10 protein-coding genes are annotated in these 12,550 nt (G+C 62.2%); 5 read left to right on the top strand and 5 right to left on the bottom strand.

Translation table 11 applies throughout. The features are described from left to right. The first annotated feature begins 136 nt into the window (after positions 1-136). On the top strand, positions 137-637 hold the full coding sequence (locus HMPREF3173_RS16440) for a peptidylprolyl isomerase (protein WP_070574583.1): 501 nt from the start codon (positions 137-139) through the stop codon (positions 635-637). Continuing rightward, entirely contained in the window at positions 634-1,356 is a 723-nt protein-coding gene (locus tag HMPREF3173_RS16435) for a UDP-2,3-diacylglucosamine diphosphatase (RefSeq protein ID WP_043215510.1), read from the top strand. The genes HMPREF3173_RS16440 and HMPREF3173_RS16435 overlap by 4 nt, the downstream gene beginning before the upstream one ends. Positions 1,357-1,398: 42 nt before the next feature. Here the strand turns inward: HMPREF3173_RS16435 and HMPREF3173_RS16430 are convergent, their stop codons facing one another. Then, positions 1,399-3,714 carry a bifunctional acylase PvdQ gene (locus HMPREF3173_RS16430; RefSeq protein ID WP_256544520.1) on the bottom strand — a complete coding sequence of 772 codons (2,316 nt, stop codon included), beginning with the start codon at positions 3,712-3,714 and terminating at the stop codon, positions 1,399-1,401. A 199-nt stretch (positions 3,715-3,913) separates the two neighbouring features. Here HMPREF3173_RS16430 and HMPREF3173_RS16425 point away from each other — a divergent pair, with 199 nt between their 5' ends. After that, positions 3,914-4,282, top strand: a complete 369-nt coding sequence (locus tag HMPREF3173_RS16425) for a fe2+ zn2+ uptake regulation protein (RefSeq protein WP_070574581.1) — start codon at positions 3,914-3,916, stop codon at positions 4,280-4,282. A gap of 36 nt (positions 4,283-4,318) precedes the next feature. Here HMPREF3173_RS16425 and HMPREF3173_RS16420 read toward each other — a convergent pair whose 3' ends face one another. Continuing rightward, positions 4,319-4,513: a hypothetical protein gene (locus HMPREF3173_RS16420; protein WP_043215515.1), complete on the bottom strand. Its 195-nt coding sequence runs from the start codon at positions 4,511-4,513 to the stop codon at positions 4,319-4,321. Positions 4,514-4,922: 409 nt separating this feature from the next. Here HMPREF3173_RS16420 and HMPREF3173_RS16415 point away from each other — a divergent pair, with 409 nt between their 5' ends. Beyond that, on the top strand, positions 4,923-5,303 hold the full coding sequence (locus HMPREF3173_RS16415) for a Mor transcription activator family protein (protein ID WP_070574579.1): 381 nt from the start codon (positions 4,923-4,925) through the stop codon (positions 5,301-5,303). Between the two features lie 122 nt (positions 5,304-5,425). Here the strand turns inward: HMPREF3173_RS16415 and HMPREF3173_RS16410 are convergent, their stop codons facing one another. Genes HMPREF3173_RS16410 through HMPREF3173_RS16400 form a run of 3 tightly spaced genes read right to left on the bottom strand, consistent with a single transcriptional unit; the run spans position 5,426 to position 11,542 of the window. Then, positions 5,426-9,100, bottom strand: coding sequence for a translocation/assembly module TamB domain-containing protein (locus tag HMPREF3173_RS16410; RefSeq protein WP_070574577.1), 3,675 nt, complete (start codon positions 9,098-9,100; stop codon positions 5,426-5,428). Beyond that, positions 9,097-10,839, bottom strand: coding sequence for an autotransporter assembly complex protein TamA (locus HMPREF3173_RS16405; RefSeq protein ID WP_070574575.1), 1,743 nt, complete (start codon positions 10,837-10,839; stop codon positions 9,097-9,099). The genes HMPREF3173_RS16410 and HMPREF3173_RS16405 overlap by 4 nt, the downstream gene beginning before the upstream one ends. Before the next feature lie 52 nt (positions 10,840-10,891). Then, positions 10,892-11,542, bottom strand: a complete 651-nt coding sequence (locus tag HMPREF3173_RS16400) for a GNAT family N-acetyltransferase (RefSeq protein WP_070574573.1) — start codon at positions 11,540-11,542, stop codon at positions 10,892-10,894. Between the two features lie 162 nt (positions 11,543-11,704). On the opposite strand from HMPREF3173_RS16400, the gene xthA reads away from it, so the two are divergent. Continuing rightward, entirely contained in the window at positions 11,705-12,517 is an 813-nt protein-coding gene (gene xthA / locus HMPREF3173_RS16395) for an exodeoxyribonuclease III (RefSeq protein WP_070574570.1), read from the top strand. Positions 12,518-12,550: the final 33 nt, after the last annotated feature.

The following is a 12,550-nucleotide window of genomic DNA, read 5'->3' as shown; positions in this document are numbered from 1 at the left end:
ACTGGCGCGATTTGTCGCAAGCCATGCAAAATGGCCGACGCGCGCCTTGTGTCGCGGTCGCCCGATCCTGCGTCAGGTGACAGTACGCGCCCTGCGCAGCCCATTTTCCGAATGCCTTTCAAAGAGCGAATTCAGCATGTCCAAAGTCAAACTGAGCACCAACCACGGCGACATCGTCCTGCAACTGGACGGCGAAAAGGCACCGAAAACCGTCGAAAACTTCGTTCAGTACGTCAAGGACGGTCACTACAACGGCACCGTGTTCCACCGCGTGATCAACAACTTCATGATCCAGGGTGGTGGTTTCGAAGCGGGCATGAAGCAAAAGCCAACCCGTTCCCCGATCCAGAACGAAGCCGACAACGGCCTGAAGAACGCCAAGTACAGCATCGCCATGGCCCGCACCATGGAACCGCACTCCGCCTCGGCGCAATTCTTCATCAACGTCGCCGACAACGATTTCCTCAATCACAGCGGCAAGAACGTCCAGGGCTGGGGCTACGCCGTGTTCGGCGAAGTGATCGAAGGCCGTGACGTGGTCGACGCGATCAAAGGCGTCTCCACCGGTTCCAAGGCCGGCCATCAGGACGTGCCGAAGGACGACGTGATCATCGAGAAAGCCGAGATCATTGAGTGATTCTGCTGATCTCCGATCTGCACCTGCAAGAAGAACGCCCGGACATAACCCGGGCGTTTCTTGATCTGCTCGACGGCCGTGCCCGGCATGCCAAGGCGCTATACATCCTCGGCGACTTCTTCGAAGCCTGGATCGGCGACGATGCCATGACGCCTTTCCAGCAGTCGATCTGCCAGGCCCTGCGTCGGCTAAGCGACAGCGGCACGGCGATCTACCTGATGCACGGCAACCGCGACTTCCTCATCGGCCAAGCCTTTTGCGAAGCGGCAGGCTGTACCCTGCTGGCTGACCCCAGCGTGGTGCAACTCGGTGGCGAGCCGGTGCTGTTGATGCATGGCGACACCCTGTGCACCCGCGACCTGGCCTACATGAAGCTGCGTCGCTACCTGCGCAACCCGCTGAGCCTGTGGATCCTGCGTCACCTGCCGCTGTCCACCCGACAGAAGTTGGCGCGTAAGCTGCGCAGCGAAAGCCGGTCGCAGACACGCATGAAGTCCACCGAGATCGTCGACGTCACACCCGAGGAAGTTCCCAAGGTGATGGCAGCCCATGGCGTGCGCACCCTGGTACACGGCCATACCCACCGACCAGCGCTTCACAAGCTGGTGGTCGAAGGGCAGCCGGCTCGACGCATCGTGCTGGGTGACTGGGACCGCCGTGGCTGGGCCTTGCAGGTCGATGATCAAGGCTTCCAGCTGGCCCCGTTCGACTTTCCTTGATTCGGGGCCGTCGCGATGGGGCGCCAAGCGCCCCTTCTTGGCTCAATGACCTGCGCCGGCCACCACCGCCTTGTCCCCCTCGCGGATCACATACTGCCGATACTGCGGATCAGCCTTGATCTGCGCCTCGGTGAACGGGATCGGTGCCAGTTGCTTTGCAGAGAACGCACGGGTCTGGTCACTGGCATAGGGCGATGCGGCCTCGCTTGACTGCGAAAACGCCAGCAACCCAAACGCCTGTGGCCCCTGCCGGGTGAAGCTGACCAGCTGCAGATAGCTGGTGCCACTGACGACCTGCTGTTTGCCCGCTCCCGCAGGGACACTGTGCATCGCGTTGTACACCCCAAGCTCCTGAGGCCCACCCGGCACAGGTGTGCCATCGGCGGACTGCTGAATCTGTCCCCATTGGCGATCGAGACTCACACCCGCCTCATCCAACCGTGCCAACGAAGCCAGCGCTGCTTCATGTACACGCTTGCTCACCGACGCCTGCTCCACCGCCAAGCCGCGCGGCGTATGCTGCGGATCGACCGGATCGAAGGCTACACGCCAGCTTTCAGGATGCTCTGCCATCGCCTCGACGATGTTGGCAAAGTGCAGAAGGCCCACGCCGCTGTCCAGGTCGGCCTTGCCATTCCAGGCGCCCAGACTTGCGCACACCGCTTGCACATCGGATGGCGCCGCCTGGCACCAGGCCAGCAGGTCCGGGAGCACGAGATTAGCGGCATACACCTCATCATCCAGCACCATGCGTTGCAGCTCGGCCATCCCGAGTTTGCCGGCCCCTTGCAGGCGCTGCAGGGCAAAGCGGCTGCGCAGGCCCAACGGCTGACCTTCGCGGCTGACCAACGGTGAGTAACCAGTCAAGGGTTGCGCAGGGTTGGCCAGCCAGGCCGGGTCGTTGGAGTTCTGCACGAAGTCGCGGCGCTCCAGACTTGGCAGTAGCCGCGCCGGGAAGATGCCGGGTTGAGCCGCTTGCGCATCGGTTTTCCATTGGCACACGCTGCGCGAGCCATCCAGCACCACCAGTGGCTCGATTGCCGCCGGATCTCCGCAGCGCGCCAGCAGCGCCTGGTCCACATAAGGCACCACCGACTGATTCAGATACGCAGCTCGCCCCTCGGCATCGACAGCCAGGGTGTTGACCCATGGAACGCCTTGGATCTGCCCCACCGCCTGTTTGAGGCGGTCCAGGCTGTCGGCACGGTTGATCGCATCCCACTGCTGCAACACCCGGGTGTTCTCCAGGTTCGCATCGCGCAGGCTGTAGGCGTGTTGCCGGTCCCAGTCCAGCCGGCCAGGCCACTGCACCACCGGGCCGAAGCTCGAGGTATAGACATGTCGCTGGACTCGCTGCAGCTGGCCATCCTCACCCTTGACCGTCACGCTCAAGGTCTGGCGGGTCAGTGGCACGGACTTGCCATCGAGCAGATAGCGAGTGGGGTCCTTCGGGTCGAGTTGCAGGCGGTACAAGGTGAAGTGCTTGGACGTATCGACGGTATGGGTCCAGGCCAGGTGGCGGTTGAAGCCGATATTGATCAATGGCAATCCCGGCAACGCGGCGCCCATGACATCCAACTGCCCCGGGATGGTCAGCTGCATCTGATAAAAACGCATGCCTCCCTCCCATGGGAAGTGTGGATTGGCCAGCAACAGACCGCCGCCGGTGGATGAACGCTCGGCGCCGACCGCTACCGCATTGCTGCCTCGGGCCGAGGCGAACTGCGCCTGGCGCGCCAAGGCGGCGCTGAAGTCCCGCCCCTCCCCTCGCTCGGCCGCTTGCGGCGGTGAGGCCGCCACCAGCGCCTCGACGAATTGACCGATGCCCCCCTCTGCCAACAGCCGGCGGGTGAGCTTGGCCAGGTCCAGGCTGGTGATCGGCCGCACCCAGTCGCCATTGCCGCATTCAATCGGCAGCCCCTGGCCCCTGCGCTCGGCAAGGGCGCGGTTGTAACCCGCGGCATACCCCTCCAGCCGCTGACGCACCGGGTCTGGCTGGGCCTGGAGGAAGGCGTTGACCACCGAGTCGGTATTGAGCCAGGCGAAGAACGTATCGCTGTCGAGGTTCTCACGCTGCTCGATCGTCTTGCCCCGGGCACCGAAGTAGCGCGCGCGCTCACCATTGACAGTCAGCACTTCGTTGGCCAGCAAGCAAAGGTTGTCTTGGGCATAGGCATAACCGATGCCATACCCCAGGCTTCGTTCGTCCTTGGCCAGGATATGCGGGACGCCAAAAGAGGTCCGGCGGATCTGCGCCGATGCCTCGCCAGTGGCTTCAAGGGCTTGCGCGGCAAGGCCTGAGCTGAGCAGAACGGCTGCCAGCCCAAGGTGGGTCAGGTGACGCGGGAGTATGGACACGGGCACTCCTGGGATTGGAAGGGTCATCCCGATCAGACGAACAGCCCGGTGAAAATTTTACGCAAGACAACCCAGCGCGACGTCTTCAACACAAAGCAGCGATTTTTTTTCGCCAAGGGCTGCAGTTTTGCCCATCTCATTCGTCCTATTAAGTGAGGCACTCATGTTTTCGGGACAGCCCACGAAAAGGAGCATTCACATGTACGACCCACAACCTGCGTTGCAGAGCGGCCCTCGCCTGGCCACGGTCCGAGCGGTCGCTGGCGCCGAGGTGCGTGCCGGTAACGAGCAGATCCGCGAATTGCTGCGAACCTTTGGCCTGCGTACCAGCCTGATCCGCCTCAAAGTCATCGATGCCCTGCACGCCGCCGATCGCGACGGGCGCAGCATCGGGGTGCGCGGCGTCCATGCGCAGTTGGAACAGCTGGACATCCCACTGTCGTTTCTCAGCGTGCGCGAGGTGCTCAAGCGGCTGTGCGCCGAAGGCGTGATCAGCCTGGGCAACGACAAGTGCTACAGCCTCAACCCCGAGGCTCGGGCCGTGCTGGAGCAAGCCACCGCCCGATGACCCCATGGCCGGCCGCACTTGGCCGGCCCGCCTGCTTCAAGGCTTGGGCCCGACCTTGCGACGCAGGATTGCGTTGATCACCACCACGACTACGGCAATGGCGATGGCGATGTACTGGAAGGTCTGCTCGGTAATGGTCCCCTGCTTTTGCAGGTAGGACAGGCCCAGCATGATGCCCAGCACCACCAGGATGATCAGGATCGAGTATTTCAAGCGTTGCACATGTGTCATCGAAGGTTCCTTGCGACATCAGGGACATATGGCTCGCGACGAGCCGAGGCCATGATACAACGTCCCCCCCATAGGCGGCGCTTTTGCATCTAGCCCTTCCCCGGCACTCGCGTCATGGGGTGAAGGTAGGGTCACCCTCCGATGCGCAATGCAAACTGCAAATACGAGTCATCAAGGCCTTCAGGGCTTTGTTGACGCCACATCCTACGTGTTCGACCCTCGCTGCCTGCACAACCTCATGCCAGAAGGCTACACCCGCCGATCCGCTTGGCGCCTAGCGACCCCACTCGTGGCTGCCGGAGAATCAAGCTCAGGCCGACGACGACTTCGCCCATTGAGGCAAAGCCCGCCCGCCTTTCGACATGGACCACCATGCCCTGCGCCTGCTTATTTCTCCGAGGAATCACCAATGGAACTGCCAGACCTCAATCGCATCGATATTTCCCAACTGCCTCACTCCCTGCAATCGCTGATCGAATGCATCGGCATAGAAAACGCCTACCGACTGACTTGCGCTTATGGCGGTCGCCCCAAATACATCCCCAAGCACCTGGAACGTACCAAGCTTGCCGATCTATTGCCTCCCGAGGCCTTGCAAAGCCTGATCAAGCGTTTTGCCGGTGTCGCCCTGGAAATCCCGAAGCCGGATCACTTCATTCGCCAACTGCGCAACCTGCAAATCAAACAGGAAAGTGCTGACGGTCTTTCGCGCAGTCTGTTGGCGGACAAGTACGGCTTGAGCTTGCGCCAGATCGGCAATATTCGCCGACAGGAAGATCACGCGAGCTGAGATCTGCTGGCCTAAATGCCAAAGCAGCACGAGGCCCAGCTGTTTGAGCGCCTCTCAACAGCAAGCGCCCCACCCCTTGAGGGATGAGGCACTCGACACGTTTGCTGAAAGCTGTGAAGGGTTCAAAAATCGCGCTTGTAGAAGATATCCAAGGAACTGGCCAAGCCGCTGGCCGCCTCCAGGAAAACCTTTCTGCTCAGTTTGTAGCGCAACGCGATGGTATTGGCCGGCTCGAACACCCCGACGCCGTAGCGCAAGCTCAGCCGCTCGGTGATGTTACCGCTGGCCACCACGCTGGTGCTGTTGCCCGAGCCTTCGGACCCTAGTTGGAAGTCCTCGATGCCGAGACTCGAGGCCAGGCCACCTGTCAATTCCTCCCCGCCCAGCAGGCCAAGCCCGAGGGCCGCCTGGGCCAGCATGTTGTTGTCCTCGCCCGTGGCAGTCAGAGGCCGGCCCAGTACCAGGTAGGACAGTGCCTGTTCCTGGCTCATGGCGGGCTCGGAAAACACCTTGGTGGTCGGCTGCTCGGCATTGCCACTGAGGCGAATGCCAGCGATGACATCGTCGACCCGACGGATCGCTTCGATATCCAGGTACGGCTGGTCGATCGGACCGGCGAACAGCAGCCGCGCCCGACGGATGATCAAGTTCTGGCCATATTTGCGGTAGCGACCGTCGGCCAGACTGAGTTCACCGCGAGTATCCATGTTGTTGCCGATGTGCACATGCCCGAGCAGGTTGGCTGTCAGACCAAAGCCTTTGAACGACAGTTTGTCCTGCCCCACGTCCACATCGACGTCCATGGCGATCGCCATGGGCGGCGCACCTTCTTCGGTCTGATCGCCGACGATCACCGTGTCATCCGAAACCTTGACGGTCGATGGCGGCAATTCGCGCACAGTGATCTTGCCCTTGGGCACCTTCACCTTGCCAGCGATCGCCAGCTTGTCATCGACCAGCCGGATGGTCAGGTCTGGCGCAACTTCAAGAGCCGCATAGGGCTCGACGTTGACGGGCAATTGTTGGCCCCTCAAACGCAAATCCATGGCTAGGGCCTGGCCCCAGGTCAGGTTGCCCTCCAATTGGCCACGGCCGGCCTCGCCGCTTTGCCAATTGCCGTTCAGCTGTACCTGCTCACCGGCGATCAGCGCCTGCAGCGAAAGGTTCTTGAGGCTGACCGGCAACTGCGCACCACTGACTTCGCCGCCACTGAGCGCCAGGTTGCCATTGACCTGTGGACTCAACAGCGTGCCGGACAAACGACCGCTGCCATTGAGCTGACCGGTGAGGCGCTCGACCATCGGCACGAAGGGACGCGCTACGGACAAGTCCAGGCCCGTCAGGCGGAAATCCCCTGACAGCGGCTTGTGCTTGCCCAGCGGGTCGATTCGGGTGCTCAGGCTCAGCTCACCCAGGCGCTCGCCGCGAAAATCCAGGCGGGTGTCGACCCGACGGGGAGCAAGGGTACTGTCCAGACGCAGCACCTGGTACGGGAAGTCGATCCAGCGGTCCTGGTCGCGTACCCGCAGGGTGCCGCCACTGGCATCGACGCGGATGTTGCCCTTGGGCCCGGCGTCTGGAATGTCCAGGTTGATGTCTGCATTGAGCAGGCCCTGCCAGGCGAAATCCTTCGGCAACCACTGGGCCAGGCTGTCCAGCGGGAATTGCTTGAGGTGATAGCGCAGCCGCGGCTCGGGCATCAACCGCTGGTCCTCGCCACACAGGCTCGCCTGCCCGGCGCGCCAGCAATGGGCGCCCAGATCAAGCTGACCGCTGGCCAGGCGCTGCAGTTTTGCCGGAGCCTGCAAGCGCCAATCCTGGCCACCGGCCTGGATACGCCCCTCTGCCAGACGGCCGCGCCAGTCACCCTTGGCCAGTTGACCGTCCAATGCCAGATTCAGCTTGAGCTGCGGCCCGTCGAGCGCGAGGGTGACTGCTTGCTGGCGGATATCCCCTTTGCCGTTGATGTCCAGATTGCCCAAGGCCGTTTCGTCCAGGCGGATATTGCCAGCTTTCAAGCTAACCAGGGCGCGTTGCGCGCTGTCTAGCTTGGCGTCGAGGTCCAGGCGTTGGATCCGATTCTGCGCCTGGCCAAGTTGTTGCCCTTGGAGGGTCAAGGTCCCTTGCGGCGCTTGTAACGTACCGGCGACATCCAGGCGGCCATTCACCCGCCCTTGAAGGTGCGGCCAGAGCTGGCCCAGGCGTGGCAGATCGAGATCGATGCGACCGGCCAAGCGCTGTTGCAGGCTGCCACTGCCATTGATGCGGTTATCGCCCAACTGCACGGCAAGACTTGCGAGTGTCCAGCGCTCGTCCGCGCCGTCGGCCTCCACCTTGAGCACGGCAGGTTGACCCCGCAAGCGCCCCTTGAGATCAAGCTGAGCCTGCACCTGCAGGCGCTCGTTCTTTAGCTCGCCTTTGCTGCGCAGGGGCCCGCCCAGGGAGCCTGGCATCTCCGCCAGCCAGAACGCAGGGTCCAGCGCTGACAGTTGCACATCCACATCCCAGGCCAGTGTGTCGGCGAAACGAACGGCAACACTACCAGCAGCCTTGCCCTGCCCGGCCGTCAAGGCAAACTGTGGCAAGCGCACCTGGCTCAGGTCGCCCTCGAAGGGGCTGGCCACGTTGAACGCCCCGGCGGGGCCGTCGAGGTCACCCTTGAAGTCACCTTTGTAATTGCCGTCTCGGTATTGCACCTGGGCATTGAAGCGTTTGAGGGTGACCTGAGGTGGCTCCTCCAAGGGATAGAGGCGCAGCCAAGGAAAATCCTGCCAGTCGATACGGGCGTCGGCCTCAAGCCCTTTTTGCCAGTCGGCGCTGGCCTGCAGCTTGACCCGTTGGGTCTCGCTGGCGTTGAGGTCCAGAGCATCCAGGCGAGCCCCCTTGGCATCCACCTGCCCGCCCAGTGCCAAGCCAACGGGGCCTTGTTCGGCAGGCAGGCTGGCGGAACCTGCCAGGCGATAGCCCTTGAGCAGATCGCCCGAGGCGTCGAGACGCAGTTGGTTTAGTTGAAGGGTGTCGGGCAATGATGCCGAAGGCTTGAAGCCATCGGCGCGAAGGCTCAGGGTAGCCGGTAGGTGTTCAGCCAATGCCTGCAACTCGCCGCTCAGGCGGGCATCGAGGTAGCCACTGCTGATGGCTTCGAGCGTCAAGGTCTTCTGCAATTCACCCTTGGCCGTCAGCGCCAGCTGCCAGGGCTTACCGTCCACGGCGGGTAACTGTACGGTGCCAGCCACTTGCAACGGCCAAGCGCCTTCAGGCTGAAGATCGCCCTGCAGGTTCAGGTGCAAATCGTCCCGTTGCAGTTGCAAGGTGTCGATGCGCAGGCCGCCGACAGTCCAGTGCGCAGCCAGTTGCAGGTCACCCAGCAGGTCGTTGCCATCCAGGCGCAATTGCCCGACTTTGACCTCACCCAGCTCGATGGCGATCGGCAGACGCAAGGCGGGCAGTTGCAATGGCCCGCTGTCTTCCGCTGCCTCTGCAGGCGCAAACGCCATGTCGATACGCTCGGCCTGCAGGCGGTCCACGCACAGTGTGGCGCGCAACAGGCAGGCTGGCGACCACGTCAACCGTGGCGCCTGCACTTCGATCCGGTTGTCGCCATCGACCCAGACCAGTCGGCTGGCCTGCCAGTTGCTGCCCAGGCGCCCCTCGAAATCGGTGACCTCAAGACCCGGCGCACGCCCCAGTGCCCAGCGGCTGCCCATCTCCGAGCCCAACAGCAGGCCTAGGGCCAAGGCAATGAGCAGCAGCAACGCCAGCAATGTCAGAAGGATGGGTTTGAACACACGAGTCACAGCTCAGGCCCCATGGAGAAATGCAAGCGCAAACCACCGTCCTCATCCAGCGCTCGGGCCAGGTCCAGGCGCAACGGCCCGACCGGCGAAACCCAGCGCACGCCGATGCCGACGCCTGTCTTGAGGCTGGGCAGTTCCAGCGTATTGAATGAATTGCCTTGGTCGATGAACGTCGCCACACGCCACTTTTCAGCGACTGAGTATTGGTACTCGGCGCTGCCTGCCACCAAGTAGCGGCCGCCGATTCGGTCGCCGTCGCTGTTTTTCGGAGACAAGCTCTGGTAGTCGTAGCCGCGCACGCTCTGGTCGCCGCCTGCGAAAAAGCGCAACGAAGGCGGGATGTTCTGTTTGTAGCCATTGGTAGCGCTACCGCCGAACTGCACACGGCCAAGCAGGCGGTGGCGCTGGCCGAGGGTGGTCAGGCCCTTGAGCAGCACATTCCCGTGCAGCAGGTTGGTGTCGGACACCAGCCCTTCTTTTGCCCCTTGCAGGTCGAACTGCAGCCGGTAGCCGTTGTGCGGATCGATGCGGTTGTCGCTACGCAGGTAGGAGAAACTGACCCCGGGCATCAACAGGTTGCTCAACCCCGAATCATCACCCAAGCGGTACTCTTCGCGCTGGTACTTGAGCGAGACGACCCGCTGCCAACCGCTGGGCAGCTTGCTGTGCCACTCCGGGCCCACGGTCAGCAGTTTACTCAGGGTGTCGGTTCCGGCGATTTCCTCGTTTTGGTAACCGCCGGCAAAGCGCAGCTTGTCCGTCAGCGGTGGGTCTAGAGGCACGTCGTACCACAGACCGACGTTTTGCCGCGGCGCGGACAGCTCGGTTTCCCAGCCATAGCTGTGCCCTTGGGCATTGACCCAATGACGGGTCCAGTTGGCCTTGCCGCGTGGCCCGACGTCGGTCGAGAACCCCAGGCCCAGCCCCATGGTACGAGGCTTGCGGGTTTGCAGGTGGACATCCACCGGGATTTCCTCATTGACCGCCGCGGTCGGCGCCGCGTCGACGCGTACGCCTTCGAAATAGCCACTCGATTGGAGGTCGTTGTTGAGCTCGGCGATCAGCTCGGAATCATAGGGTGTGCCGGGTTTGAAGGAGACCATGCGCTGCAGCAGGTCGTTGTCCAGGGGCGTATCGCCGCCGAACGTGACAGCCCCCATGCGGTAGCGGGGACCACTTTGGTAGATGAGTTCGATATCGGCCACGCCCGCCTGGGGGTCGACCGACAGGCGCTGGCGGGTGAAGTGGCCGCTGAAGAAACCATAACGCGATGCCTGGTTCTGAATCAGACGCTTGGCGTCTTCGTAGACCCCGTGATTGAGTGGTTCGCCTGGGCGCAACGCCTTGCTGTCGGGAATGCGAAATGCCCTGAGCTCGCTGGCCGGGCCTTCGATACGCACGGTGACGTTGCGCAAGTGCACAGGCTCGCCGGGCTCGATGCTGATGATCAGTTGCGGGGGATGGTCCTTGTCGCTCGGTGGCTTGACCTCGGTGTCGATCTGCGCCTGGTAGTAGCCCAAAGCCTGAGCGGCCTTGCGCGCCTGCTCCTGAGCACCACGACTGAAGCGTAGCAAGGCTTCCTCGTCACGGTTGCCGAGGCTGCCAATGTAGTTTTCGATATTGCTCTTGAGCGCTTTGTTGGCCGGTTTTACCTGCACCTTCAATTCGCTCTGGGCCCATGCTGCGGTACTGGCGGCCCAAAAAATCAGGCCCCAGGTTAGTCTTCCTGAATACGTCATGGGGCGAATGCTACCAGAGGCGACCCGTTCAGGGTGCCGCTTGTCGAACGTCTTACCCAATCGCAGTCTCCACGGACATCGGGTTGGGACGCATGAAAACGCGCTCACGGATCGGCCCTACCGCGATTTCACCCACCTCCTGATAGCCCACACGCTGGTAGAACGCCAGAAAATGAGCATTTCCAGTATTGAGCACCACGCCTTGGCTCTGCGGGTCTTCGCTGCACCAGTCATGAACAGCTTGTAACAATTGTTCACCATAACGTTGCCTCTGGTACCGAGGATGCACGCCCACCAGCGACAGCACATGCACCCTGCCCGGCGGCAAGGCACTGGACAGCGCCGCTTGGTAATCCAGGTAGCGCCGGGTGCAGCGTATGCCCGTGCCGAGGATCATGCGCAGACGCCAGGCCCAACTGTCAGTCACCCCCAGACGCCGCAGCGAAGGTGCGATCAGCGCCAGACCGACCAAACGATCGTCCACCAGCAAGCCGATGGCTGGCAGTTGAAGATAGAAGTGCTGTCGCACCCATTCACGCAGCATCATTCGAAGACGCCGCTCATACCCTGGGCGCTGGGCCTCGAAGACATAGGCGAGCGTGGGATCGTGACGATAAGCGTGATAAAGGAGCGAGCGCACCTCGCGGTGGTATCCATCATCGAGCAGACAGACACGGGCCGAGGCAGCAGTGACGTCGGGCATTGCAGGTGATCCTCCTGGAACGGACTTGGACGGGCCGGGAAACGCCTTGAGTGTATCGTTTCAGCTGCCTTGGCACGTTAGCAGCCAGGGCCATAGGGTGCCATGCTGGTGGTGGTCGCCGATGTCAGCTAGCATCCCTGCTTTTATCAGGATTATCTTTCAATGAAGATCGTCTCGTTCAACATCAATGGTTTACGCGCGCGCCCCCATCAACTGGCGGCGCTGATCGACAAGCACCAGCCGGATGTAATCGGCCTGCAGGAAACCAAAGTCAGCGACGATCAGTTCCCGTTGGCCGAGGTACAGGCCCTGGGCTATCACGTGCACTATCACGGCCAGAAAGGCCACTACGGCGTCGCCCTGCTCTCGCGTCGGGAGCCTCTGTCGTTGTTCAAAGGCTTTGCCAGCGACGAGGAGGATGCGCAACGGCGTTTCATCTGGGGCACCTTTGCCGATGCACAGGGCACCCCCATCACTGTCATGAACGGTTATTTCCCGCAGGGAGAAAGCCGAGATCACCCCACCAAGTTTCCGGCCAAGCAACGATTCTATGGTGACTTGCAGGCATTGCTCGAAAGCCAGTTCAGCAGCGAGCAACCCTTGTTGGTGATGGGCGACATGAACATTTCGCCCCAAGACTGCGATATCGGTATCGGGCCTGACAACGCCAAGCGCTGGCTGCGCACGGGCAAATGCAGTTTCCTGCCTGAGGAGCGTGAATGGATGGAGCGGCTCAAGGGCTGGGGATTGATCGACAGCTTCAGGCATTTGCATCCTGAGGTGGATGACCGGTTCAGTTGGTTCGACTATCGCAGCCGGGGGTTCGAGGATGAGCCCAAGCGGGGGCTGCGCATCGACTTGATCATGGCGTCGCAGGGGTTGGTGTCGCGGCTCAAGGCGGCTGGGGTCGATTATGAGTTGCGGGGGATGGAGAAGCCTTCGGATCATGCGCCTATTTGGTTGGAGTTGGGGTGAGGGGCTTGGGCTTGGGCTTGGGCTTGGGCTTGG

The organism is Pseudomonas sp. HMSC08G10 (assembly GCF_001808425.1).
In the GTDB taxonomy this organism is placed as follows: domain Bacteria; phylum Pseudomonadota; class Gammaproteobacteria; order Pseudomonadales; family Pseudomonadaceae; genus Aquipseudomonas; species Aquipseudomonas guariconensis.
This window is presented reverse-complemented; position numbering and strand designations above follow the sequence as displayed.